The 24,222-nt window shown below is 60.6% G+C and carries 21 protein-coding genes; 11 read left to right on the plus strand and 10 right to left on the minus strand.

The window, feature by feature from the left end; translation table 11 throughout:
- Positions 1-3 precede the first annotated feature (3 nt).
- The 4 genes from hpaD to QZR30_RS13050 all read right to left on the minus strand — a co-directional run bounded on the left by hpaD (position 4) and on the right by QZR30_RS13050 (position 3,898).
- Positions 4-861: a 3,4-dihydroxyphenylacetate 2,3-dioxygenase gene (gene hpaD / locus QZR30_RS13035; RefSeq protein ID WP_046068793.1), complete on the minus strand. Its 858-nt coding sequence runs from the start codon at positions 859-861 to the stop codon at positions 4-6.
- A 138-nt stretch (positions 862-999) separates the two neighbouring features.
- Entirely contained in the window at positions 1,000-2,460 is a 1,461-nt protein-coding gene (gene hpaE, locus QZR30_RS13040; protein WP_046068792.1) for a 5-carboxymethyl-2-hydroxymuconate semialdehyde dehydrogenase, read from the minus strand.
- Between the two features lie 5 nt (positions 2,461-2,465).
- Positions 2,466-3,236 (minus strand): fumarylacetoacetate hydrolase family protein, encoded by a 771-nt coding sequence (locus tag QZR30_RS13045; protein WP_068967445.1) that lies wholly within the window; start codon positions 3,234-3,236, stop codon positions 2,466-2,468.
- Positions 3,233-3,898, minus strand: a complete 666-nt coding sequence (locus tag QZR30_RS13050; RefSeq protein ID WP_046068790.1) for a fumarylacetoacetate hydrolase family protein — start codon at positions 3,896-3,898, stop codon at positions 3,233-3,235. Before QZR30_RS13050 ends, QZR30_RS13045 begins: the two co-directional genes overlap by 4 nt.
- Positions 3,899-4,026: 128 nt before the next feature.
- On the opposite strand from QZR30_RS13050, the gene hpaA reads away from it, so the two are divergent.
- Positions 4,027-4,881, plus strand: a complete 855-nt coding sequence (gene hpaA / locus QZR30_RS13055) for a 4-hydroxyphenylacetate catabolism regulatory protein HpaA (protein WP_046068789.1) — start codon at positions 4,027-4,029, stop codon at positions 4,879-4,881.
- Between the two features lie 97 nt (positions 4,882-4,978).
- Here hpaA and QZR30_RS13060 read toward each other — a convergent pair whose 3' ends face one another.
- From QZR30_RS13060 to QZR30_RS13080, 5 genes are all read right to left on the minus strand, one after another.
- Entirely contained in the window at positions 4,979-5,773 is a 795-nt protein-coding gene (locus QZR30_RS13060) for a helix-turn-helix transcriptional regulator (RefSeq protein WP_056846656.1), read from the minus strand.
- 600 nt (positions 5,774-6,373) lie between these two features.
- Positions 6,374-6,682, minus strand: coding sequence for a DUF6124 family protein (locus QZR30_RS13065; RefSeq protein WP_046068787.1), 309 nt, complete (start codon positions 6,680-6,682; stop codon positions 6,374-6,376).
- A gap of 331 nt (positions 6,683-7,013) precedes the next feature.
- Positions 7,014-8,531 carry an ArnT family glycosyltransferase gene (locus tag QZR30_RS13070; RefSeq protein ID WP_311903395.1) on the minus strand — a complete coding sequence of 506 codons (1,518 nt, stop codon included), beginning with the start codon at positions 8,529-8,531 and terminating at the stop codon, positions 7,014-7,016.
- Between the two features lie 26 nt (positions 8,532-8,557).
- On the minus strand, positions 8,558-10,213 hold the full coding sequence (gene arnT / locus QZR30_RS13075) for a lipid IV(A) 4-amino-4-deoxy-L-arabinosyltransferase (RefSeq protein ID WP_059397251.1): 1,656 nt from the start codon (positions 10,211-10,213) through the stop codon (positions 8,558-8,560).
- A 181-nt stretch (positions 10,214-10,394) separates the two neighbouring features.
- Entirely contained in the window at positions 10,395-11,075 is a 681-nt protein-coding gene (locus QZR30_RS13080; protein WP_056846653.1) for an Ais protein, read from the minus strand.
- 273 nt (positions 11,076-11,348) lie between these two features.
- On the opposite strand from QZR30_RS13080, the gene QZR30_RS13085 reads away from it, so the two are divergent.
- The 6 genes from QZR30_RS13085 to QZR30_RS13110 all read left to right on the plus strand — a co-directional run bounded on the left by QZR30_RS13085 (position 11,349) and on the right by QZR30_RS13110 (position 18,641).
- Positions 11,349-12,017 (plus strand): ABC transporter ATP-binding protein, encoded by a 669-nt coding sequence (locus QZR30_RS13085; protein ID WP_043051335.1) that lies wholly within the window; start codon positions 11,349-11,351, stop codon positions 12,015-12,017.
- Between the two features lies 1 nt (position 12,018).
- Positions 12,019-14,481: an ABC transporter permease gene (locus QZR30_RS13090; protein ID WP_046068783.1), complete on the plus strand. Its 2,463-nt coding sequence runs from the start codon at positions 12,019-12,021 to the stop codon at positions 14,479-14,481.
- Positions 14,471-15,535, plus strand: a complete 1,065-nt coding sequence (locus tag QZR30_RS13095) for a lipocalin-like domain-containing protein (RefSeq protein WP_046068782.1) — start codon at positions 14,471-14,473, stop codon at positions 15,533-15,535. Before QZR30_RS13090 ends, QZR30_RS13095 begins: the two co-directional genes overlap by 11 nt.
- 139 nt (positions 15,536-15,674) lie before the next feature.
- Positions 15,675-16,667: a hypothetical protein gene (locus QZR30_RS13100; protein WP_059397254.1), complete on the plus strand. Its 993-nt coding sequence runs from the start codon at positions 15,675-15,677 to the stop codon at positions 16,665-16,667.
- A 2-nt stretch (positions 16,668-16,669) separates the two neighbouring features.
- Positions 16,670-17,050 (plus strand): hypothetical protein, encoded by a 381-nt coding sequence (locus QZR30_RS13105; RefSeq protein ID WP_059397255.1) that lies wholly within the window; start codon positions 16,670-16,672, stop codon positions 17,048-17,050.
- Positions 17,051-17,195: 145 nt separating this feature from the next.
- Entirely contained in the window at positions 17,196-18,641 is a 1,446-nt protein-coding gene (locus QZR30_RS13110; protein WP_311903396.1) for a hypothetical protein, read from the plus strand.
- A gap of 5 nt (positions 18,642-18,646) precedes the next feature.
- Here QZR30_RS13110 and QZR30_RS13115 read toward each other — a convergent pair whose 3' ends face one another.
- Entirely contained in the window at positions 18,647-19,348 is a 702-nt protein-coding gene (locus QZR30_RS13115) for a sterol desaturase family protein (RefSeq protein WP_046068778.1), read from the minus strand.
- Positions 19,349-19,652: 304 nt separating this feature from the next.
- On the opposite strand from QZR30_RS13115, the gene QZR30_RS13120 reads away from it, so the two are divergent.
- The 4 genes from QZR30_RS13120 (at position 19,653) to QZR30_RS13135 (ending at position 24,222) form a co-directional block, all read left to right on the plus strand.
- Entirely contained in the window at positions 19,653-20,573 is a 921-nt protein-coding gene (locus tag QZR30_RS13120; RefSeq protein WP_046068777.1) for a substrate-binding domain-containing protein, read from the plus strand.
- Positions 20,574-20,636: 63 nt separating this feature from the next.
- A complete protein-coding gene (locus QZR30_RS13125) occupies positions 20,637-22,145 on the plus strand; it encodes a sugar ABC transporter ATP-binding protein (protein WP_274354928.1) in 1,509 nt (502 codons plus the stop codon).
- Entirely contained in the window at positions 22,111-23,103 is a 993-nt protein-coding gene (locus QZR30_RS13130; protein WP_046068775.1) for an ABC transporter permease, read from the plus strand. Before QZR30_RS13125 ends, QZR30_RS13130 begins: the two co-directional genes overlap by 35 nt.
- Positions 23,104-23,130: 27 nt before the next feature.
- Positions 23,131-24,222 (plus strand): alcohol dehydrogenase catalytic domain-containing protein, encoded by a 1,092-nt coding sequence (locus tag QZR30_RS13135; protein ID WP_046068774.1) that lies wholly within the window; start codon positions 23,131-23,133, stop codon positions 24,220-24,222.

Genomic DNA, 24,222 nt, shown 5'->3' on the forward strand with positions numbered 1-24,222 from the left:
GGTCTACAGCGGGAAAATCGCATTGATCTGGCCGGTGCCCGAACTGCCAAACGCCGGCGTGATGATCTCGGCCGGCTGGGCATAGTCCGGCCCACCCAGCAGGCCCAGGAGCATGGCGGTGTCGTGCATCTTGCCTTCGCCAAAGCAGTGTTCGGCGTAGTCCGGCAGCATGGCGCAGAACTCCTTGAAGCGGCCTTGCTGCCACATCTCGACCACGTGCAGGTCCACCTGCTTGTCGAATTCGCGGGTCCAGTTATGGATATTCGCTTCGGCCTGGCGGTCGTCGGAAAAACGATGGGACAGCGACCCGGACGCCAGCACCAGCACCTTGCGCTCGCTCTTTTCGATGGCGCGGCGTACGGCGGCGCCGAAGGCGAAGCTGTCTTCCAGGCGATGCCAGGCACACCAGGCAGCGATGGAAATGACCTTGAGTTTTTCATCCTCGGGTACGCCCATGTGCATGTAGCGCATGGGCACCAAGGTGCCGTATTCCAGCTCCAGGCTCGGGATGTTGTGGGCCATGCTGCGCACGCCGGCCAGGTTGGCTTCGGCGGCGATCAGCTCACCCAGCTCGGGGCAGCCCGGGTAGGCGTAGTCCATGTTCTTGATGAAGTGCGGCAGCTCGTTGCTGGTGTAGGTGCCTTGGAACCGTTCGCCACAGTTGATGTGATAACCGCTGTTGACCAGCCAGTGCACGTCGAACACCACGGCGGTGTCGGCCCCCAGTTCGCGGGCGCGGCGCCCGATTTCCTTGTGCCCGGCAATCGCCGCTTCGCGACAGCCGTGATGCTTGCCGGGCAGTTCCGACAGGTACATCGACGGTACGTGGCAGATCTTCGCTGCCAAAACCACTTCGCCCATGATGATTCTCCTGAATATTTATTCTTGTAGGAGCGAGCTTGCTCGCGAAAAAGGTCAACGATAACGCAGTGCTTCAGGTAGCCAGCGGTGCCTGTGGGTGCTTCGCGAGCAAGCTCGCTCCTACAGGTAATGCATGCTTCAGATGCCCCAGCGCGGAATGTGATGACTGCCCATGGAAATGCACACGTTCTTGATCTCGGCAAATACTTCAAAGCTGTACTGGCCACCCTCACGGCCGGTGCCGGAGCCCTTCACTCCGCCGAACGGCTGGCGCAAGTCGCGCACGTTCTGGCTGTTGATAAATACCATGCCTGCTTCAATGCCGCGGGCCAGTCGATGGGCCTTGCCGATGTCCTGGGTCCAGATATAGGAGGCCAGGCCGTATTCGGTGTCGTTGGCCAATTGCAGCGCCTCGGCTTCGTCCTTGAACGGGATCAGGCACACCACCGGGCCGAAGATTTCTTCCTGGGCGATGCGCATCTTGTTATTCACATCGGCGAACACCGTCGGCTGGATAAACTGCCCGCGGCTCAAGTGCGCAGGCAAGTTGGCCGGCCGCTCCAGCCCGCCGGCCAGCAGCGTAGCGCCTTCCTCCAGGCCGATCTTGATATAGCCGGTGACCTTGTCGTAATGGGCCTGGGTGATCATCGAACCGACCTGGGTCTTGGGGTCCTGGGGGTCGCCCACGATCAAGCGCTTGGCCCGCGCGGCGAACTCGGCGACAAACTGCGGGTAGACACTTTCCTGGATAAAGATCCGGCTGCCGGCGGTGCAACGCTCGCCGTTCAGGGAAAAGATCGTGAACAGCGCGGCGTCGAGGGCACGCTCAAGGTCGGCGTCTTCAAAAATCAGCACCGGTGATTTGCCGCCCAGTTCCATGGAGTACTTTTTAAGGCCGGCGGTCTGCATGATTTTCCTGCCGGTGGCGGTGCCGCCGGTAAAGGAAATCGCCCGCACATCCGGGTGGCGTACCAGTGCATCACCAGCGGTGGCGCCGTAGCCCTGGATCACATTGAGCACACCATTGGGGATCCCGGCTTCCACTGCCAGGCGTCCCAGTTCATTGGCAGTCAGGGGCGACAGCTCCGACATCTTCAACACCGCCGTGTTACCCAGGGCCAGGCACGGTGCGGTCTTCCAGGTGGCGGTCATGAACGGCACGTTCCATGGCGACACCAACGCGCACACGCCCACCGGCTGGTACAGGGTGTAGTTGAGCATCTGGTCGTCCACCGGGTAGCTGTGGCCGTCCATGCGCGTGCAGACTTCAGCGAAGAAATCGAAGTTGTGCGACGCGCGTGGGATCAACACGTTTTTGGTCTGGTGGATCGGCAGGCCGGTGTCGAGCGTCTCCAGCTCGGCCAGGCGTGGTACGTTCTGTTCGATCAGTTCACCCAGCTTGCGCATCAGGCGTGCGCGCTCCTTGGCCGGGGTGTTGGCCCACTTGGGGAACGCCGCCTTGGCCGCCGCCACGGCTTGGGCGACTTCTTCGACGCCGCCGCTGGCCACTTCACCAATGGCCTCGCCGGTGGCCGGGTTGTAGTTGACGAACACGTCTTTGCTCTCGACCTCACGGCCATCGATCCAATGTTTGATCATGTTGCTCAAGCCTCTTTGCGCACGGAGAAAAACTCCGTCTCACTGACAATACGGTTGACCAGGCGGCCCACGCCTTCGACTTCCACCACCACTTCATCCCCCGGCACCACATCGGCCAGGCCCTCGGGCGTGCCGGTGGCGATCATGTCGCCAGGTTGCAGGGTCATGAAGCTGGACAGGTATTCGATGAGGTAGGGAATATCGAAAATCATTTCTTTAGTGTTGCCTTCCTGGCGTAACTCACCGTTGATCCAGGTGCGCAATTTCAGGTTGCCCGGGTCGGGCACATCGGCCACGTCGACGATCCACGGACCGACTGGGGTGGCGGCGTCGCGGTTTTTAACCTGCAGGTTGGGACGGTAGTAGTTTTCCAGGTAGTCGCGGATCGCGTAGTCGTTGCACACCGTGTAGCCGGCCAGGTAGTCCAGGGCGTCGGCGCGCTTGACGTTGCGCGCGGTCTTGCCAATCACCGCCACCAGTTCGCACTCGTAGTGCATGTAGGCGACGTTGTCCGGGCGCCAGGTGACTTGGCGGTGGCCGGTGTAGGTGCCGACCGACTTGATAAAGGCCAGCGGTTCGGTCGGCGGTGTGAAGGCCAGTTCGGCGGCGTGATCGGCGTAGTTCAAGCCCAGGGCGAACATGTTGCCGGTGGCGGGTGGCAGCCATTGCACCTGCTCTTGCGCGAGCCGGCGGCCATCGCTGAGGCGCACGCTGCAGTCGCCGTCGACCTGCACGGAATGGATTTGATCTTCAAAGCGGATACGTGCGCGCTTCATGCCAATACCTCTGCCTCAATGGTGTTGAGCAAACGGCCCACACCGGTGATTTCAACTTCGACCCGGTCGCCGGGCTGCACATCGACGCGGCCTTCCGGTGTGCCGGTGATCAGCACGTCACCGGGATGCAGGGTCATGAACTCGCTGATCTCGACGATCAATTGCGGGATATCGCGCACCCAATTAGCGGTGGAGTTTTCCTGGCGCAACTGGCCATTGACGAAGAGCTTGAGGTCCAGGCTGTTGGGGTTAGCCACTTGGTCGCGGGCAACCACCTCAGGCCCCAGGGCGCAGAACCCATCGCGGCATTTGGCTTTGACGGCGGGGCGGTAGTAGCTGTCTTCCGGCAGGCTGAACTCGTTGACCACCACATACCCGGCGACATGGGCCATGGCATTGTCCAGGCTGACGCGGCTGGCGCGCTGGCCGATCACCACGCCCAACGCCGGGCCCGGTTGCAGGCGCTCGCCCGCAGGCTGCAGCACCACACCGCCATGGGCATTGCGGGTGTTGGGGGTCTTGATAAACAACACCGGCTTGGTCGGCGGCTTCTGGTAGGGCGCCTGCTCGAAGGCGGCGAGATGTTGCTCCAGCAGGCCCTGGTAGTTCAGCGCAACGCCGAACAGGGTGCCGCTGGCAACATCATGCAGGGTACGGCTCATGCGTTTCTCCTGGCGGTGACGAAGGCTGCGTTGGCAGTTCGTTAAGTTGTTAACGTTATAATTAATATGTTAACTACCGTCAAGCATGGCAAACTCCAACGGCATCAGAACAACAAGAGGAGGGCCGCGTGAAGCCGATTCCCAATATCAACATCGGGCAGGTCTACGACCAGCGTTACAGCGATGCCGAGGTGCATTACGACAAGCTCGGCAACCTGGCGGGGTTTTTCGGGCGCAACATGGCCGTGCATCGGCATGACCGGTTTTTCCAGGTGCATTACGTCAAGAGTGGCGCCGTGCGGGTTTATCTGGATGACCGTCAATACGTCGAGTCGGGGCCGATGTTTTTTCTCACGCCGCCCACGGTGGCGCATGCCTTCGTTACCGAAGCCGATGCCGACGGGCATGTGTTGACGGTGCGCCAGCAACTGGTGTGGGGATTGATCGACGCCGACCCAAGCCTCGCCTCAGGTGCGGCCTGTGTCGCGCTGGGCGATGCCGCCGAAGGGCTGGATCAGCTCTTCGAAGCGCTGTGCAGCGAGATCAACGCCGAACGGGCAGGGCGCGCTGCCGCCCTCGACAGTTTGACGCGCCTGATCATGATCCGCCTGCTGCGCCTGTGCGCCCACGCGTTGCCGGCACGCCCGATGGCCCATGAAGACTTGCGCATTTTTCATCGTTTCAACGAACTGGTCGAAGCCCATTACCTGGAACATTGGCCGTTGGCGCGCTATGCCGAGGGAATCGGCGTGACACCGGCGCGGCTCAATGAGGTATGCCGACGCATCGCCGACTTACCTTCCAAGCGTTTGATTCTTGAACGGCTGATGCAGGAAGCCAAGCGCCTGCTGCTGTTTACCGGTAGTTCGGCAAATGAAATCTGCTACCAGCTGGGGTTCAAGGACCCGGCGTATTTCAGTCGGTTTTTCCTGCGTTATGCGCAGATGACGCCGGGGGAGTATCGGCTGCGGCAGTCGGGGTGATCGCCGGGAACAGGTCTGCGCGCTGGATGCGTTACTGTGCCTGGAACGCCTGTACATTCAGGGCCGCCACTCGCAGGTTGCGGTGTCAGTTTGTTCATCAGGCGCCCACCATCCATTTGGCCAGGCCGTGCCGGCCACTCACGCCGAGCTTGGCGGCGGCACGCTTGAGGTAGGTCTCGATGGAACTGTTTTTGACACTGAGTTTTTCCGCGATCTGCGGCACGGTGCCGCCGGTCAACAGGCCAAGGCACACCTCCTGCTCCCGTGCCGACAAGGTGATATCGCTGAGGGTCAGGCGTTTGTAGAATTCGCGCTGCCATTGCGATTGCTCCAGCAGGGTATGTGCCGGGTCGGTCTCGGCCTGCGGTGCCTGGCGCAGAAGCTGCGCGTGCCGCTCCATCAGCGGCAACAGGGTGTCCGACAAGCATTTGAGGAACGATAACTGCGCCAGGGAAAACCCACGCTGGGTCGCAGGCCGATAGAACGAAATCACGCAGCGTCGATTGCCTTGGCGCGATACTAGGTTGCACTGGTGCGAACTGCCCCGTGGGTGTGCGCTGTCGGCCTTGGCTTTCATCTGGATCAACAACGGGTCTTGCATGCGCAGCATCTGGCGCAGCAACGGGTGGTCGCTCACCGGGCGCAGGGTCTGGGCTACAGACAAATCCTTGTTCAGCCCGGCGCTGCCCAGCAACTTGATGTCCAGCACGCAGTCGCGCAGTTCGTCCAGGGTCCATTCGCTGAGGCCTACCAAATGGATTGGCACCCACTTGTCCACCAGATGCAGCATGTTGGCAGCGAAGTGTTCATTGCCACTGCTTGAAATCAACTCGCCCATTTCGGCAAAAAAATGCGGGCCCTGTGTGTCGCCAATATTACGGGTCAGACTCATAGCCATCTCGTCCTTGATGTCGAAAACCGTCAACCGACGCGCTAGGCCTGGGCGGGACGGTCCGTACTGCTTGAACGTAACTCGGCGTTCGAGATTTTATTAAGCCATAGGGATTTATCCTACGTATGTAGCGGAAACGCGGGACAAAGGCTGCCATAAAAGTCGTGTCAGTAATTAGACGTTTCTGGCGAGTAAAAACGGCAACGAAGGCAGGTGGGTTGTTTTTACAGACAGCTAAGTAAATGATATTAAAGATAAAAATATTAATTTAGATGAATGGTCGACTGCCAGCATCGGCTACATATAGCCAATCTCCTACAGGGCTTTAATCGTTTCAGCAATGAACCGCTCGCCAACCCCCGTTCTATCCAGTTGAATGCCCCGGGTTCGGCTGACAGACAGGTCCTCTCCAACATTTTAAGGTGTTGCTTTCAAGGGCTTCATACACTCGATGGAACGTTCCACTCTTCGCCTGCTGAAGCCTAATCCAAGCATTGGAATACGCACAGTGTGGGAGGGGGCTTGCCCCCGATGAGGGAGTGTCAGCAGTGGATATATCAGCTGACCCACCGCCATCGGGAGCAAGCCCCCTCCCACATTTTAAGGTGTTGTCTTCAAGGGTTTCATACACTCGATAGAGCGATCCACTGTGGTCCTGGCAATCTCCAGCAAATGCCACACCGCGAGGATCTTCGCCCGCCCCGGGCTATCCAGCAATTCACCACAATCGAGCGCCGTCGCCGAAGCACTGTCGAGCAGGCTGGCGGTGTACAGCAACGCATCTTCAAAACTCAGGTCGTCGTTGACGCTGTGGAAACCCTGGCTGGGCAGGTAGTGGTCGATGGCGCGGTTGAACGCGGCGCGGGTTTTGGCAGGGTCGAAGGGTGGATCGGGTAAGATTTTATTCATGGTGTAACTCCAACTGGTAGGTCAGGAGCCGAACCCTTCGCGACTAAACGTTGGGTGGCGGCTGTACGCAGGTTAGTCGACCGGCCAGTTGGATCCGGCGCACCCGAAGGTGCCCTGCGCACAGCCACCATGAAAAGGTGACAGCTTGCGCACAACTGGAATCCGGGCGACTAAACCCGATCACTGATGAGCAGTGACGGATCGCAGACTAGCCACCGATTCCAACCGGCACAAGGCGGCGGGGATTGTCTCGGAAACGTCCTGCAATTTAAAGGGATACGACTTGCTGGCCCTTTACAAACCATGACGAAAGGCCAGTAGCGACACAGGCTCACCGCGGCGCAGGCACAAACGCCACGCTCCCATCCTCGCGCGGCTGAAACAACCGCTCGCCATTATCCGGCTGCGTCCTGACGACCTGATGATCCATCCCCAGGAACGCCAGCGGCGTCGGCTCTTGCTTGGAATACTGCACGACGATAATCGTGCGCTGCGGGTCGAAGCGTTGGCCGCTGGTTTTGTCCAGCCAGGCCATGAATGCGGCGCTGTCGCCCTGGCGGGGGAAGTTCTGGGTTTCGCTGACGTAGTAGAAAGGCTTGCCATGGTTTTGCAGGTACATCGGCAGCTTGTTGTCGACCTCCACCAGCACCATTTGCCACTGGCTCCAAGGGGCGCTTTTCACCGCTTGGGCCTGTAGGTCTGCGGCGAAACGGGTCACGCCACCGTTGCCGTTGGTCCAGGGGTAGATCACGCCCAGCACCAGCACCATCAAGCCTGCGCTGAGTCCAAAACCTTTCTGCCAACGCGGCCAACTCGCCGGTTTTGTTTGCAGGCGTTCACTCAGCCACCAGGCGGCGAGCAATTGGGCAAAGGGCACCAGCGGCAGTACGTAGTAGCTGCGACGGCTGCCGCTGGCGGTGAAGAACACAAACAACAGGCCCAGGCCCCACACCAGCCAGCGCACGTTGGGCGGGGTGTGGCGCCACTGCCGCACGGCCAGCCACAGGCCGAGCAGCCAGCAGGGCGCCCAGGGCAGGGTGTAGACCGGCAGGTAGATCAGATAGGTGTAGATCGGCCCCATATGGTCGAAGGGGTCGAAGAAGCGCACCACGTTTTCCCGCAATACCAGTTCCAGGCCGCTCTGGCCGTAAGTGGGCGCGCCGTAGTGATGGGACAGTACGAAAGGGATCGCGTAGAACGCTGCGGCGATGAGCACGGCCAGCAGCATGCGCAGATTGAGGTGACGTTTGTAGCGTTGCTCGTTGAGCAGGTGCGGCAATAGCAGCAGCCCCGGCAGCACGAAACCGATCAAGCCTTTGAACAGTGAGGTGGCTGCCAGCAGCAGGAAAAATACCGTGTAGCGCCCCAGTCGTGTGTCGTCCGGCCCACGCCAATACCACCACACCGCCGCCAGCACGCCGCAAACAGTCAGCACATCAGCGGTGGCTACTCGCCCCCAGAACAGGAAGTAGAAGGTGGTAGCGAGCATCCAGCCGGCAATCAACCCGGTGCCCTTGCGGAACAGGCGTTCGCCAATCAGGTAAATCAGCCAGATACTCAGCCATGCGGCAATTACCGATGACAGGCGCAGCGACCACGGCCCCAGGCCGCCTATCAGGTGGGCGAAGCCTGCAATCAGCCAGTAGGAGGGCAGGGGTTTGTCGTAGTAGGGCGTGCCTTTGAGATAGGGATCGAAGTAGTCACCGCTTTGCAGCATCTGCAAGGCGATGTTCGCCCAGCGGGTTTCCGGCCCCCACAGGTCGCGGCTGCCTAGGCCCAGCAGCAATAGCAAGGCCGAGGTGCCCAGCAATAAAGCCAAGGCGCCGCGTTCGGTTCTCCAGAAGCCCATGGGTTTTCCCTGTGGCAGGCGCTGCATTAAGGTTGTCGTGGGTAAATCGTCAGCACCAGGTTGCCTTTGCGATAACGCTTGCCGCCGAGAGGCAGTTGCCCTTCTTCGCGATGTTCGCTGGTGCTCCTGACCCGCATCAGCACGCCGACCGAACCCTGCTGGCGAGCCTCGGCCAACCAGGCCTGGACGTTATCCAGCGTGATCTTGCGGTGTGCCGAGTCTTGGTAATGCAGGCCGTAGCGCAGCTCGCCCACGGTGCTGTAGAAGGCCACTTGCGGCCGCCGCAAGCGCCATGACAAGGCCGACGCAGCCCCCAGTTCGTTGCTCAGCAAAGCCTGGGTTTGCTGCAGTTCGTCCAGGTGCTCAAGCACGAACTGGTCGGGCATTTCGTTATCCGCGATCAGCGCCGGCATGCCCGCCGGCAACAATGCCACCAGCAGGCCGATGCCCAGGGCCGGCATCGCCCATAACGTCATTGGCCGTACTGCTTGCAACAGGTTGGCGAGGATCCAGCCCAGCAGCACGATAAACACCAGGGACAGGCTGAACATCTCGGCATGGCTGTTGCCGTACAGCGGGTCGGTGATTTGCAGGTAAATCAGCAGCACCATGGCGGTCATGCCGAGGGTGAAATTGACCGCACCGTTGATCACGATCGTGCGCGCCTTGCCTTGCTTGATCAGGTCGATCAACCCGTGGCCCATCAGCAATGCCAGGGGCAACAGGCACGGCATGATGTAGGTGGGCAGCTTGCCTTTGCTCAGGCTGAAAAAGCCCAGGGGCAGCAGCAGCCACAGGGCGAGAAAGGCAATCGCCGGCTGGCGCTTTTCCTGCCAGGTCTTGAGCAATGTGGTGGGTAACAAGGCGGCCCACGGCAGGCACGCCACCACCATGATCGGCAGGAAGAACCACATCGGTCGCGCATGTTGTGCGTTGTCGGCAGCAAAGCGGCGGATGTGTTCATGCCAGAAGAAAAAATGCCAGTAATCCGGTTCCCGCACATGGATCGCCAGGGCCCACGGCAGGCACACCAGCATGGCGACCAGCACTGCCAGTGGCCCGTAACGCATCAGCTCGCCCACGCGGCGCTGCCAGAGCAGGTAAGGCACAGCGATCAGTACCGGCAGCAGCCAGGCCAGGAAACCCTTGGTCATAAACCCCATGGCGCAGGCCAGCCCCAACACTGCCCAGGCCCCCAGGCGCTCGCGGGGCGTGCGGCTATCCAGGGCAAACCATAGCGCTACCAGGCTCAGGTTCACCCACAAGGTGAATTGCGGGTCGAGGTTGGAATACCCCGCTTGCCCGGCCACCAGGCCAAAGCTCATGTACAGCAGGGCGCAGGCGAAGCTCTTGCGCGGATCGTTCCACAAGCGCCGGGCGAGCAGGTAGGCCAGCAGCACACTCAGGCCGGTGCTCAGGGCCGAGGCGATGCGCACCCCAAACAGGTTTTCACCGAACACGGCCTGGCCGAGGGCGATCAGCCAATAGCCGGCGGCAGGTTTCTCGAAATAACGCACCCCCATGAAGTGCGGCGCCACCCAATTGCCGCTCATCAGCATTTCCTGGCTGACCTGGGCATAGCGGGTTTCATCCGGGGTCCACAAACCATGCAAACCCAAGGGCAGCAGGAAGAAGACGGCGAAGCCGAGTAATAACCAGGGCAGGGGATTCAAGCGGGTCATGAGTGCGTCGCTCCATGACGTTCAATAAGACACAATGAGGCAATTAAATGAGTAGGGCGAAGAGTCACGATGTTCACTGAACCATTGAGGAGGTGCTAACTAACAGGTGTAAGCGAACATGCCATAACAGGGCTGTCGTTTTGCTGAACGTAATAGCCGTGGTATATGTAAAAAAGTGTGTTTAAAGTTGTTTTAGTGCGACCGTCCATTGCCGCATGTTCATAGTGCCCAATGCCTCGAATTCGCCGTTGGGTAATACCTTGACGAACAGCGCGCTGCCATATTCGGCGGCGGCAGCGTGGGGGAAGCCAAGCGACTTTTGGAAGTCGCTCATGCAGGCACTGTGGGTGATCAGCATCAGGTTGCGACCGCTGCGTTTGTGGCCGAGGATTTCCTCGCCCATGGCGTCACCGCAGATGGCGAGGGGCCCCGGCGACAGCTCGGCCTTGCCGAACATGAACAGTGAGGTCTGGGCGGTGCGCGTGGTGGGGCTGCTGAGCACGTCGGTAAGCTCCATGCCCAAGGAATCAAAGGCTTTGCCCAGTTGCGCGGCGCGTTGGCTGCCTTGGACCGTGAGGCCGCCGGCGGGGCCGAAGCAGGGGTTGGTGGAGCGGTCGCATCGCTCTTCATGGCGCACCAGCACTACCACGTCACCATTGCGCCAACTGGCGAGCACCCCCGAGGTTACCAGTCGGTTGCCCACGCCCAGGTCCAGCGGCGAGACCGGCCATAACAGGAAGCCCGTCAGAAGAGCTGCGGTAACAGTTATACCCAGCAAATGCAGGCGGTATTTTTTCAGGCGCTTTAACCGTGCCCATTTGAGTTTAGGGTCGGCCAGGGTCATATCTGCCACGCTGTTCACCTTTGGCACTATTGTTGTGTTTATAAACACGCACAGTGAATGGGCAGTTGCCCGTTGTGGAACAGGAGCCTGTCATAGCGCTGCTGTCTTTTTGCTGAACACCTGCCTATTAAAAGTACTCTGTGCGCTAACTAATAAGTTGCGGCTTATCGCCACTTGACGCGCAATCTAAAGTGTCGAGGATGGGCAGGCAGTGAAATCCATGTGAAAAATTTGCATGGGCTGCACAATCAGCCGTTATTCTCGTTGGCAGTCCTTCCTACGAGCGTTTTTATGTTGCAGGTGCAAGGTGTTGTAAAAAACTACGCCACCCCCCAAGGCCCGCTGGCCGTCCTGGCGGGTGTCGACCTCTACCTGGGGGAACGCAGCAGCCTGGCGCTGATGGGCGAATCGGGCAGCGGCAAAAGTACGCTTTTGCACCTGGTGGCTGGGCTGGACCGTGTGGATGGCGGCAGCATTCAAATCGGCGCGCAGCGCCTCGACCAATTGACGGAGGCGCAACTGGCCCATTGGCGCCGCACTGAAATCGGCCTGGTGTTCCAGCAGTTCAACCTGATCGGCAGCTTGCGCGTGGAGGACAACCTGGCATTCCAGGCGCGGTTGGCCGGGCGTTTCGATGCGCAGTGGCAGGCGCAGTTGGTGGAGCGCCTGGGACTGGGCGATTTGCTCAAGCGATATCCTGAGCAACTGTCTGGCGGCCAGCAGCAACGGGTGGCGGTAGGGCGAGCACTGGCCTCGCGCCCGGGCTTGCTGTTGGCTGATGAGCCTACCGGTAACCTCGACGAAACCACCAGCGATGAAGTGCTGCAACTGCTGTTGGACCTGCTGCGCGACAGCCCTACGAGCCTGTTGATGGTCACCCACAGCCCACGCCTGGCCGCACGCCTGGACCGCCAGGTGGTGCTGCATCATGGCCGTGTCGTGCCGATGGATGCGCGCTGAGATGGCACTGTTCTACTGGACGTTGCGTGCGTTGGTAAGCCATTGGCGACGTCACCCAGTTCAATTTTTCAGCGTGCTCACAGGTCTGTGGCTGGCCACGGCGTTATTGACCGGCGTGCAGGCCCTCAACAGTCAGGCACGGGACAGCTATGCGCGCGCCAGCCAGTTGATCGGTGGTGAGCCCCAAGCCAGCCTGAGTGCGCCGGACGCCGGCAGTTTCCCGCAAGCGCTGTTTGCCCAACTGCGCCGCGCCGGGTGGCCGGTGTCCCCGGTGGTGCAGGGACGGTTGGTGCTCAAGGGGCATGAGCAACAGCGCCTGCAACTGATGGGCATCGACCCGGTGTCGTTGCCCGGCAGTGGCAGTGTGGCGGGGCAACGGCTGAGCCAGGCGCAGATGCTGGCGTTTTTCACCCCGCCAGGGCGTACCTGGGTGGCTGCGCAAACCTTGCAGGCGCTCGGGTTGCACGAGGGCGATCAGCCGCAGACAGTCAACGCGCACACCCTGCCGCCATTGCAGGTACAGGCGGACATGGCGCCGGGTTTGCTGTTGACCGATATCGCGTTTGCCCAACCCTTGCTCGACATGCAGGGGCAACTGTCACGCTTGTTGCTGGACAACACCTTCGCCGCCCGCCACCCCACGCCACCCGCCGCGCTGCAACTCAAGCAGGGCGAGGACAACAACCTCGCGCGCCTCACCGAGAGCTTTCACCTGAACCTTGATGCGTTGGGCTTTCTGTCCTTTGTGGTGGGGCTGTTTATCGTGCATGCGGCCATCGGCCTGGCCCTGGAACAACGCCGTGGCCTGCTGCGCACCTTGCGTGCCTGTGGAGTCAGCGCGCGGATGCTGATCCTCAGCCTGGGGGTTGAGCTGGGATTTCTGTCCTTGTTGGGCGGCTTGCTCGGCATCGCCAGCGGATATGTATTGGCCAGCCTGTTGCTGCCGGATGTGGCCGCCAGTTTGCGCGGCCTGTACGGCGCAGAGGTTCCGGGCCAATTGAGCTTGAGTCCCTGGTGGTGGCTCGCCGGCCTGGGCTTGAGCCTGCTTGGCGCACTGCTCGCAGGGGCCAGCAGCCTGTGGCGTGCCGCGCGCCTGCCCTTATTGGCATTGGCCAACGCCCAAGCATGGCATGAGGCCCATGGGCGCTGGTTGCGGCGCCAGGGTTGGGTGGCGTCTGCGGCGTTGCTGATCGCGCTGTTGGCGCTGTGGCTGGGCGACAGCCTGGCCGCCGGGTTTGTACTGATGGCGGCCTTGCTGCTGGGCGCCGCACTGGGGTTACCGGTGCTGCTCAACGGGTTGTTGAAAGGCATGCTGGGTCGCAGTCGCTCGGTGCTCGGCCAGTGGTTCCTCGCCGATTGTCGCCAGCAACTGCCGGCCTTGAGCCTGGCGTTGATGGCGCTGCTGTTGGCCCTGGCGGCAAATATCGGGGCCGGTTCCATGACCTCGGGTTTCCGCCAGACCTTCAACCATTGGTTGGAGCAGCGCCTCACCGCCGAGCTGTACCTCAACCCGCAGAACCCGGCTCAGGCCGAGCAGCTCAATACCTGGCTGGCCCGCCAGCCGCTGGTGCAGGCAGTGTTGCCTACCTGGCAGGTGGCGGTGCAGCTGCAAGGCTGGCCGGCAGAAGTGTTCGGCGTGGTCGACGACCCCACCTATCGCCGGCACTGGCCGTTGCTTGAGGCTGCAAACGCACCCTGGGACCGCTTGCTGCAGGACGACAGTGTGATGCTCAGCGAGCAACTGGCGCGACGCTTGAACGTTCAGTTGGGCGATACGCTCTCGATCCCTACGCCACAAGGAAGCTGGGCACCGCAGGTCGTCGGGATCTACGCCGACTACGGCAACCCCAAGGGCCATCTGCTGGTCAATGCCCGGCACTTGCTGGCGCACTGGCCGACACTGTCACCGGCGCGATTCAACCTGCGGGTGGCGCCCCAGAACGTGCCGGCGCTGGTGGGTGAAGTGCAGCGTCAATTTGCCCTCGAAGACAGCCGCATCGTCGATCAACAGCAACTCAAGGGCTGGTCCAGCCAGGTCTTCGAACGCACCTTCGCCGCTACTGCCGCGTTGAACAGCCTTACGCTGGGCGTGGCTGGCGTGGCGTTGTTTATCAGCCTGCTGACCCAGAGCCAGAGCCGCCTCGGCCAACTCGCGCCGCTGTGGGCATTGGGTGTGACACGGCGCCAACTGATGCTGCTCAACCTGGGCCAGACCTGGCTGCTGGCGCTGCTCACGCTGATGCTGGCGTTGCCGCTGGGGCTGCTGCTGGCGTGGTGCCTGGATGCGGTGATCAACGTCCAGGCCTTCGGTTGGCACCTGCCGTTGCAGGTATTCCCCTGGCAGCTTGCGCAATTGCTGGGGCTGGCGATGGTTGCCACGTTGCTGGCGTCTGCCTGGCCCTTGTGGCAGTTGTACCGCAGCCGCCCGGCGGATTTGTTGAGGACCTTTGCCCATGAAGATTAAGGCGTTGTGCTGCGCCGCCTTGTTACTGCTGAGCGCATGCGACAAGACGCCTGCGCCTGAGACCAGCTTCGCCGGCCTGGGCAGTGAGGCGGCGGACTTTACTCAGGTGGTGCCCGGCAAAGTCTTCAGCTTTCCCGAGGACCATGGCCCGCACCCAGGCTTTCGTATCGAATGGTGGTACGTCACCGCCAACCTCAAGGATGCCCAGGGCAATCTCTTCGGCGTGCAATGGACGCTGTTTCGCAATGCGCTGAAGGCCGGCCCCACGCAACCGGGCTGGCACGATTCAACGGTGTGGCTCGGCCATGCTGCCGTCACTTCGGCCACCCGCCACTACGCCGCCGAACGCCTGGCCCGCGGCGGCGTCGGCCAGGCCGGGGCCCAGGCGGTGCCGTTCAACGCCTGGATTGACGACTGGAACTTTGCCACCCAACCTGGCGCCGCCACCCCCCTGGCTGACATGCAGCTCAAGGCCAGCGGTGCCCAATTCGCCTACGACCTACGCCTGACCTCCAACCGCCCACTGGTGCTGCAAGGTGACAAGGGCTATAGCCGCAAATCCGACCAGGGCCAGGCGTCGTACTACTACAGCCAGCCTTTCTTCACCGCCAATGGCAGCGTCAGTCTCGACGGCCAGGTCTACCAGGTCAGCGGCCCGGCCTGGCTCGACCGCGAATGGAGCAGCCAACCCCTGGCCGCCAGCCAGACCGGTTGGGACTGGTTCTCCCTGCACCTGGACCGGGGCGAGCAACTGATGCTGTTTCGCGTGCGGCAAAAAGACGGTGGCGGTTACCTCACCGGCACTTGGATCGACGCCCAAGGCCATACCGAGACGTTGCACAACGCCGATATCCAACTGACACCGCTGACCAGAACCAAGATTGACGGGCGCAGCATTCCCACGCGCTGGTCGCTGAAGATCCCCGGCAAACACCTGGATATCACCACCGAGGCGGTCAATCAAAAGGCGTGGATGAACTTGGGGATTCCCTACTGGGAAGGGCCAGTGAAGTTCGAGGGTGGGGTGGGGTATTTGGAGATGACGGGCTATTAGGGACGCTTTCCGTAGGTTCGTATCTTTTGCTGTGTAGGCAACTTCCCAAACGTATTTTTTGACCCCTCCTGCTTGTGTCCAGGCTGTAGGCGCTTGCTTATCTTTCGATGCCATCCCTCTCGATATCGGAATCCAGGACATGGCGTACGGCTATATCAATCAACAGGCTTTACCGTACGCATTTTTGAAATCACAGCTGTGGCATGCAGGCTTGTTGCAGGGCCGAGATCATTTCGATGTGCTGAATCAACACCTGAGCCGCGGATTGGTGAGGCCGGGTGAGTTGGTGATCGTTCCAGAAGCGCCCGGTGCCCATTGCACAATCGAAGAAGCCTGGTTGATGCGCCACGCTGAAGAGATTAGTCGCCGGCTGAACCAGGATATGCCGCTCGATGGAACTGGAAATAAAAATTATGACCTGGCGCAGAGCATTCTGGGGTATGGCTCGATTGGGATAGGCAGTGCGACATCGGCTTGGAGCCGGCACCTGAAGGAGGTCGCACACACTTTGGAGGACATCGAGCAACTGCATCGGCGATTGAAGGACGGTGGTTTAGACAGAGAGACGTTTATACGCCAACGCCAACAAATGTTTGGCGTTTTGGATTCGCAACTGCAAGGGGCCGCACGATTTGGCTCAGGGTTGCGTGGCAATCAACCGCTGAAGGGAACGCTTGGGATCTCGACCAAAAGCTATCTGCATCAAGGTGAGATTGCGGGGTATGCGCAGCGGGTTCGGGCGATTACGCAGATGTCGCAGCGGTTGAAGCAAGGAACGTATCTTGGGATGGCGTTGGATGTGGGCGTGGCAGGTTTGGAAATCAAGGAGGCGTGCGTGGCGGGAAGGGAGGCGCAGTGCCGGCGGGCGAAGTATGTGGAGACGGGGAGGTTGGTGGGTGGAGTATTCGGGGCTGCTGTTGTGGGCAAGCGTGCCGCGAATATTGCTCGCAGTGCATGCCGGGTTGCATTGGGTGTTTCACTGAAAGGCAATGGTGAACTGGCTTGTGGAGTTATCGGAGGGGCTGTAGGCGGGGCGGCGGGAGGCTCTTTTTTGGGTGAGCTTGGTGGGTTTTTGGGGGGAAGAATATTGGAAGTCGACGGCGATCTGATATTCCAACCCGAGGGGACATAACGATGCCCCTTTTTCTTGTATATAGCATTGTGATGTTCGCTTGGGTGTTTGTCGTCTTCGGACTGATGGTGTTTGCTGAATACGCAAAGCTGGATGAACTGGAAAGTTACTTCAGTGAGAACGAGAAGGTTCTTAGGCATAAGCGCTTCAGGGAAGGGAATGATCCGATCGACAGATATCATCGCATGAGCCTGATGGTCGACATCCTATCAGGGCCGAAAGCTTACCTAAAGGCAGGCCTTGTGACCGAAGCTGAGCTGGCATCTGTTCCCTTGACGCTTAAGCGCTGGGCTTTGTGGCCGTATCGCCTCGCGGATGTTTGTGTCCTCGAAATGGTTGTATGGGAGATTTGGCGCAGGTGGTGCGATATCCCAATTCCATAGCAGGAGGGCTCACAGCGAAAAAACCGGGAGCACATATTTTGAAAAATACTGTACATAAATACAGTATTGTCCTACAGTCCATCCCAGGTGACCGGATGTCACCGGTTACCTGAGCTTCAATTTTTTAACTATGGATGGATAAAAAATGAAATCGAAAAAAGCCTTTATGCTGGGCGCGGCCATGGCGGCCTCCTGCTTCGTTTCGGCCTTCGCCCTGGCCGAGCAAGCCCCGCTGAAACTCAGTGCGCAGACGGTCAAACAGGCCGTGGATAAAGCGTTGAAACCCGGCGGTACGTTGGAAAAAAACAGCCTGTCGGATGCACTCAAGCAAAAGCTCAATGCGGCCAAGGCGGGGCAGACCAAGGTCGTCAAGAGCAAACCAGTGGCCAGCAATGTGGCGGTTGACACCAAGCTCAGCGAGCTGCAAAAACCTGACCCGGCGCAAATGAAACAGGCTGCGATCGCTGAATTCACGCCGCTGTTTCCGACCCTGGATATCAATACCCTCTACACCCTCACCGGGGTAGAGACCGGCGCGCAAATCGCTTACCACTTCAACCTGCCGAAAAACTCGCGAATCCAGGTGCAACTGCTGAACCAGAGCGCCGGTACGGACATGTCGTTGACGCTGTTCCACGACGACGGCCAGGGTAACCTGACGCCACTGGGCACTTCTGATAACCCTGGCAGTGCCGATGAATACCTCAACGGCGTGTTGCCGGCCGGTGACTACTACTGGTTCATGGTGGCCAATACCGCGAGTAACGCGCAGTTCAGTTTCGGCGTGGCGGTGGACAGCAACATTGATGCCTACGAGCCCAACGACACCGAGCAAACCGCGTTCGCGCTGCCGGATGCCTTGAACCAGGTGACTGGTAACCTCGACAGCGTCAATGACGTGGATTACTTCTCCTTCGTCTCGTTGCGTGGCCAAGGTGTGGGCATGTTCCTGGGCGATGACGGTGCGGGCACGCGTAACCAGTGGATCTTCGAACGGTTCGATGGCACCAAGTGGGTGGAAGTCCCGCAGGGCTCCACCTCCACCTATCCCAACCTGACGCCGGGCTACACGGTCAAGGTGCGTGTACGGGCCAATCCAGCGGTGGCACTGAACCCTCAGGCTCAATACAAGCTGACCCTCGGTTCGGCGCCACGCCTGAACCAGCACAATGTGAACGGCGATAACGTGGTACGCATCCCCAGCTCGATCTTCCAACTGGCCACCCAGGCGGCCCGCAATCTGAGCTGGAGCACCCAGTGGTCAGACAGCACTGGCGAGCCCCTGCGCGGCGTCACCCCTGTACTGCGTGTCGACAAGCATTTTGGCGCCACTTACAACTGGGTCGACTATGAGGCCAAGACCGGCATCACCGGTGCAGCCTCGGGGAATGTCGCGCTGGGCACCTGCTCTGGCGACTACAAAGTGCGGTACCCGGACAGCGCCTCGGGCCAGACCTACAACTGGGAAACCTGGTTCAACGAGGGCGGCTGGCGCATCGAGCTCAGGGAGTTCCCTGGTGTGGGCGTGGGTGGCAATAACGTCCAATACGTCAGCCTCGGCCACATCTGCAGCCAGACCATCGTGCACTGATTGATCTATGTGTGTGAAGCGGGGGGCAGTCCAGTTGGACTGCCCCTTTTTTTTACCGTGGGTTCCCAATGCAAAGTGCCAAACAGATAGTCCATCAACGGCAGCACGATATTGAAATTACGCCCCTGCATCAGCTCGCGACGGTGGTGCAGAGCGTGCAGGCGGTGCATCTGGCGAATCCATGGCAGACGCGCCACCGCGTGTTCAGCGGGCAAGTGTTCACAGGCGTGGAACACTTCGTAGAGCAGGTAGCCGAGGATCATGCACCCGGCAAACAGCCCGGCGACGTTGGGGCTCAATTGCTTGAGCAGCCACCAGGCGGGGAGGGTGATGACCAGGCTGTGCAGTACGATCAGCCAGGCGGGAAACAGGATGACGCGCCAGTCCCGGGGGCTGTCGTAGGTCATGTGCCCAGGGGTGAAGAAGCTGTGGTGGTCGCCGGTGTGGCGTGCGTAGAACAGCCGGGCGAACCCATGTTTGTGATGGCCGAGGTGGCGGTGTACGAGGTAGATGCACAGGTTGAAGAACACCAGGGTCAAGGGCACGGTCAGCCACTCTAGCGCGGTGATGTCGGCGGTGGCGGACCAGGCCAGGGTCATGCAGGCGATGCCGTAGCCGAGGACGAACGTGGCGTGCAGCCAGGGGTTGTAGTGGCGGTGCACGTTGGCGCGGTAGTGGGCGCGGAAGGTTTCGGTGGGGTGGGGCATGGTGGGCTGCTCGGTCTTTTTGTCAGGGACTGAGCTTAGTGGATGGGGCGCAATGTGCGAGTTTTTGCTGGAGACTTGCGCCAGTGACGGCGAGCCAATGTGGGGGGGGGGCTTGCCCCCGATGGCGGAATCTGAGTGATACATCAGTGACTGACCCACAGCTATCGGGGGCAAGCCCCCTCCCACATTTTGATCGAGACCGACCAGTGGAGGCTTGCGCAGGTCCGATTTACTTGTTAGTTTCTGGCGAAATGTTAACGATAACATTTGCTCTAAAAATAAAAACAAAACAGAGACCCACGCCATGAAAATGCTCCCGAAGACCCTGTGTTTACTGGCTGCCGGCATCACCCTCGGCACTCAGGCATTTGCCGCCACGTCACCTGCGCCCATCCGCATCGGTGCGTCGTTCCAGGAAATCAATAACCCCTATTTCGTCACCATGAAAAACGCCCTGGAAGAAGCCGGCGCGACCATCGGTGCAAAGCTCATCATTACCGACGCCCGCCACGACGTGTCCAAGCAGGTCAGTGATGTCGAAGACATGCTGCAAAAAGGCATCGATATTCTGCTGATCAACCCTACCGATTCGGTCGGTGTGCAATCGGCCGTGAAGTCGGCCCATGCCGCGGGCGTCGTGGTGGTGGCGGTGGACGCCCAGGCGGACGGCCCGCTGGATTCGTTCGTCGGCTCGAAGAACTTCGACGCCGGCTTCCAGGCGTGTGAATACCTGGCGAAAAACATCGGTGACAAAGGCAATATCGCCATCCTCGACGGCATTGCCGTGGTGCCGATCCTCGAACGTGTGCGCGGTTGCAAAGAGGCGGTGGCCAAGCACCCGGACATCAAGATCGTGAGCATCCAGAATGGCAAGCAGGAACGTGACCAGGCGCTGACCGTCACCGAAAACATGTTGCAGGCCCAGCCCACCCTCAAGGGCATTTTCAGCGTCAATGACAACGGCTCCCTCGGTGCACTCTCGGCCATCGAAGCCAGCGGCATGGATGTGAAACTGGTCAGCGTCGATGGCGCGCCGGAAGCGATCAAGGCGATCCAGAAGCCCGGCAGTCATTTCATCGCCACCTCGGCCCAATACCCCCGTGACCAGATCCGCCTGGCACTGGGCATTGCCCTGGCCAAGAAGTGGGGCTCGCAAGTACCCGCCACCATTCCAGTGGACATCACCCTGATCGACCAGGCCAAGGCCAAGGATTTCAGCTGGTAAACCCCTCAAGTCCCACGCTCGCCGTGGGGCCCAGGCAAACCTTCTGAACGCGAGGTCGGCGGTATGAGCAGTCTTCTGAAGCTGGAAAACATCTGTAAGCGGTACCCGGGCGTGCAGGCCCTCAAGTCGATCAACCTGCAAGTGGAGCGCGGCGAAATCCACGCCTTGCTTGGGGAAAACGGCGCGGGTAAATCCACCCTGATGAAGATCCTCGGCGGTGTCGAGCATCAGGACGAAGGGCAGATCCTCATCGATGGCCAGGCCCGGCAATTTGCGACTTACCGTGACGCGATTGCCGCCGGTATCGGCATCGTGTTCCAGGAATTCAGCCTGATTCCCTACCTCACAGCCGTAGAAAACATCTTCCTCGGCCATGAGTTGAGCAACCGTTTCGGTCTGTTGCGCAAGCGCGAAATGGCCGTGGCGGCGCAGGCGTTGTTCCAGCGCCTTGGGGTGAGCATCGACCTGCACTGCGCGGTCAAGCACCTGAGCGTAGCCGAGCAGCAGTTCGTCGAAATTGCCAAGGCCCTGGCCCTGGATGCGCGCTTGCTGGTACTCGACGAACCCACCGCAACCCTGACCCCCAGCGAAGCCGAGCTGCTGTTCGAGATCATGCGCGAACTCAAGCGCCAGGGCGTGGCGGTGATTTTTATCTCGCACCATCTGGAAGAGATTTTCCGGGTGTGCGACCGCATCAGCGTGTTGCGCGACGGCGGCAATGTGGGCGTTACCGATGTGGCCGACAGCGATATCGACCGCCTGGTGGAAATGATGGTGGGGCGGCGCCTGGCATGCAGTTTCCCACCCAAGCCCACCGGCGAGCGCGGCCCGCTGTTACTGGAGGTCAAGGACATCCAGTTGGTACGCAACGGCCCGCATAACAGCTTCCAACTGCACAAGGGCGAGATCCTCGGCTTCGCCGGGCTGGTGGGCTCGGGCCGCACTGAACTGGCCCTGGGCATGATGGGCGCGTTGCCGTCGGTGAGCAAAGAGGTGTGGCTGCGCGGCGAAAAGGTCAGCCTCGATGACCCGGCCGAGGCACTCGCCCATGGCATCGGCCTGCTGCCGGAAAGCCGCAAGAGCGAAGGGCTGATCACCGATTTCAGCATTCGCGAAAACATCTCCCTGAACAACCTGCCCAAGTACCAGAACGCCAGCGGGCTGATCGACACGGCCAAGGAATGCGCCAGCGTCGAAGCGCTGATGCGCCAGCTGTCGATCAAGGCGCCCAGCGGCGAAAGCCGGGTGCTTAACCTCAGCGGCGGCAACCAGCAAAAAGTCGTGATCGCCCGCTGGATCAACCACCACTGCGATGTGCTGGTGTTCGACGAACCCACACGCGGTATCGACGTCGGCGCCAAGGCGCAGATCTACGCCTTGATGCGCAGCCTCACCGAACAGGGCTACGCCATCATCATGATTTCCTCCGAACTGCCCGAAGTCATCGGCATGTGCGACCGCGTCGCGGTGTTCCACAAGGGCGCGATCGTCAAGGTGCTGGAAGGGTCCGCCGTCAATCCTCAAGAGGTCATGCGCCATGCAACAGGGGGCTCAAGTGAATACGTCCATTAACACCGCAGGCACCAGCCGCTTGCGCCTGAACCTGGCGCGGCTGCTGCGCTCGCCAGCGTTTTATCCGTTTGTCGGGCTGGTGGTGGTGACCCTGGTGATGATCCTTGCCAGCGACACGTTTCTTACCACCAGCAACCTGTCCAACATCGCCCGCCAGGTGTCGATCAACGCGATTATCGCGGTGGGCATGACCTGCGTGATTCTTACCGGTGGCATCGATTTGTCGGTGGGGCCGGTGATGGCGCTGTCCGGCACCTTGACTGCCGGGCTGATGGTCGCGGGTGTGCCTCCCGGCCTGGCGATTGGCGCCGGGTTGCTGGTGGGCGTGGCGTTCGGCATCGGCAACGGCTTGTTCGTGGCTTACCTGCACATGCCGCCGATCATTGTCACCCTGGCGACCATGGGCATCGCCCGTGGGTTCGGGCTGATGTACACCGACGGCTACCCGATTTCCGGGTTGCCGGAGTGGTTCGCCTTTTTCGGTCGCGCCAGTGTGTTCGGCATGCAGGTGCCGATCCTGATCATGCTGCTCACTTATCTGGCGGCCTATGTGCTGCTGCAACACACGCGCATCGGCCGCTATATCTACGCCATCGGCGGCAATGAAGAAGCAGTGCGTTTGTCCGGGGTGCGCGCAGCGCGCTTCAAGCTGCTGGTGTATGGCATCAGCGGCTTCACCGCGGCGATTGCCGGGCTGGTGCTCACCTCGCGCCTGATGAGCGGCCAGCCGAATGCCGGCGTGTCGTTTGAGCTGGATGCGATTGCCGCCGTGGTGCTTGGCGGCGCGTCGATTGCCGGCGGACGCGGGGTGATCGTCGGTACCTTGCTCGGCGCCATGCTGCTGGGCGTGTTGAACAACGGCTTGAACATGCTTGGCGTATCGCCTTACGTGCAGAGCGTGATCAAGGGCGGGATCATTTTGCTGGCGATCTTTATCAGCCGTCAGCGCCATCGATAAATACCTCATCACACAGGACTGAACACCATGGACAAGCACACCCACATGCAAGCCGTCGTCTGCCACGGCCCGAAAGACTACCGCCTGGAACGCATCGGCAAGCCCCAGGCCCGCGCCAATGAGCTGGTGATCCGCATCGCCGCCTGTGGCATCTGCGCCAGCGACTGCAAGTGCCACTCGGGCGCGGCGATGTTCTGGGGGGGCGACAACCCCTGGGTCAAGGCGCCGGTGGTGCCGGGCCACGAATTTTTCGGCTACGTGGTGGAAGCGGGCGAGGGCGCCGAGGAGCACTTTGAGGTCAAGGTCGGTGACAAGGTCATCGCCGAACAGATCGTGCCCTGTGCCAAGTGCCGCTTCTGCAAATCGGGCAAATACTGGATGTGCGAAGTGCACAACATCTTCGGCTTCCAGCGCGAAGTGGCCGAAGGCGGCATGGCCCAGTACATGCGCATCCCCAAGACTGCCATCGTGCACAGGATTCCCGAGGCAGTGTCCCTGGAGGATTCGGCGCTGGTGGAGCCGATGGCCTGCTCGATCCATACCGTCAACCGTGGCGATATCCAGCTCGACGACGTGGTGGTGATTGCCGGCGCGGGCACCCTCGGCCTGTGCATGGTCCAGGTGGCGGCGCTGAAGACCCCGAAAAAACTGGTGGTGATCGACATGGTCGACGAGCGCCTGGAACTGGCGAAAAAATTCGGCGCCGATGTGGTGATCAACCCGGCCCGTGACAATGCTCGCGAGATCATCAACGGCCTCACTGACAACTACGGCTGTGACGTCTACATCGAAACCACCGGCGTACCGGCGGGCGTCACTCAAGGCCTGGACCTGATCCGCAAGCTCGGGCGCTTCGTCGAGTTCAGTGTATTTGGCGCCGAGACCAGCGTCGACTGGTCGATCATCGGCGACCGCAAGGAACTCGACGTGCGTGGTGCGCACCTTGGGCCGTATTGCTACCCGATCGCCATCGATCTGTTCGAACGCGGCCTGGTCACCTCCAAAGGCATTGTCACCCATGATTTCCCGCTGGACGACTTCGCCGAAGCCTTCGAGCTGGCCAACTCCACCAAGTCGATCAAGGTGCTGTTGAAGCCGGTGCTGCCCGCCCATGAGTAA

The sequence above is a fragment of the Pseudomonas sp. rhizo25 genome (assembly GCF_031931935.1).
GTDB classification, from domain to species: domain Bacteria; phylum Pseudomonadota; class Gammaproteobacteria; order Pseudomonadales; family Pseudomonadaceae; genus Aquipseudomonas; species Aquipseudomonas synxantha.

Excerpts from the sequence above, each read along its gene's own strand:
- QZR30_RS13070 (WP_311903395.1), bottom strand. The coding sequence starts at position 8,531 with ATGGGCTTCTGGAGAACCGAACGCGGCGCCTTGGCTTTATTGCTGGGC.
- QZR30_RS13105 (WP_059397255.1), top strand. The coding sequence starts at position 16,670 with ATGCCCCTTTTTCTTGTATATAGCATTGTGATGTTCGCTTGGGTGTTT.
- QZR30_RS13090 (WP_046068783.1), top strand. The coding sequence starts at position 12,019 with ATGGCACTGTTCTACTGGACGTTGCGTGCGTTGGTAAGCCATTGGCGA.
- QZR30_RS13085 (WP_043051335.1), top strand. The coding sequence starts at position 11,349 with ATGTTGCAGGTGCAAGGTGTTGTAAAAAACTACGCCACCCCCCAAGGC.
- QZR30_RS13100 (WP_059397254.1), top strand. The coding sequence starts at position 15,675 with ATGGCGTACGGCTATATCAATCAACAGGCTTTACCGTACGCATTTTTG.
- hpaE (WP_046068792.1), bottom strand. The coding sequence starts at position 2,460 with ATGATCAAACATTGGATCGATGGCCGTGAGGTCGAGAGCAAAGACGTG.
- QZR30_RS13050 (WP_046068790.1), bottom strand. The coding sequence starts at position 3,898 with ATGAGCCGTACCCTGCATGATGTTGCCAGCGGCACCCTGTTCGGCGTT.
- QZR30_RS13045 (WP_068967445.1), bottom strand. The coding sequence starts at position 3,236 with ATGAAGCGCGCACGTATCCGCTTTGAAGATCAAATCCATTCCGTGCAG.
- QZR30_RS13120 (WP_046068777.1), top strand. The coding sequence starts at position 19,653 with ATGAAAATGCTCCCGAAGACCCTGTGTTTACTGGCTGCCGGCATCACC.
- QZR30_RS13125 (WP_274354928.1), top strand. The coding sequence starts at position 20,637 with ATGAGCAGTCTTCTGAAGCTGGAAAACATCTGTAAGCGGTACCCGGGC.
- arnT (WP_059397251.1), bottom strand. The coding sequence starts at position 10,213 with ATGACCCGCTTGAATCCCCTGCCCTGGTTATTACTCGGCTTCGCCGTC.
- hpaD (WP_046068793.1), bottom strand. The coding sequence starts at position 861 with ATGGGCGAAGTGGTTTTGGCAGCGAAGATCTGCCACGTACCGTCGATG.
- QZR30_RS13115 (WP_046068778.1), bottom strand. The coding sequence starts at position 19,348 with ATGCCCCACCCCACCGAAACCTTCCGCGCCCACTACCGCGCCAACGTG.
- QZR30_RS13110 (WP_311903396.1), top strand. The coding sequence starts at position 17,196 with ATGAAATCGAAAAAAGCCTTTATGCTGGGCGCGGCCATGGCGGCCTCC.
- QZR30_RS13065 (WP_046068787.1), bottom strand. The coding sequence starts at position 6,682 with ATGAATAAAATCTTACCCGATCCACCCTTCGACCCTGCCAAAACCCGC.
- QZR30_RS13135 (WP_046068774.1), top strand. The coding sequence starts at position 23,131 with ATGGACAAGCACACCCACATGCAAGCCGTCGTCTGCCACGGCCCGAAA.
- QZR30_RS13060 (WP_056846656.1), bottom strand. The coding sequence starts at position 5,773 with ATGAGTCTGACCCGTAATATTGGCGACACACAGGGCCCGCATTTTTTT.
- QZR30_RS13095 (WP_046068782.1), top strand. The coding sequence starts at position 14,471 with ATGAAGATTAAGGCGTTGTGCTGCGCCGCCTTGTTACTGCTGAGCGCA.
- QZR30_RS13130 (WP_046068775.1), top strand. The coding sequence starts at position 22,111 with ATGCAACAGGGGGCTCAAGTGAATACGTCCATTAACACCGCAGGCACC.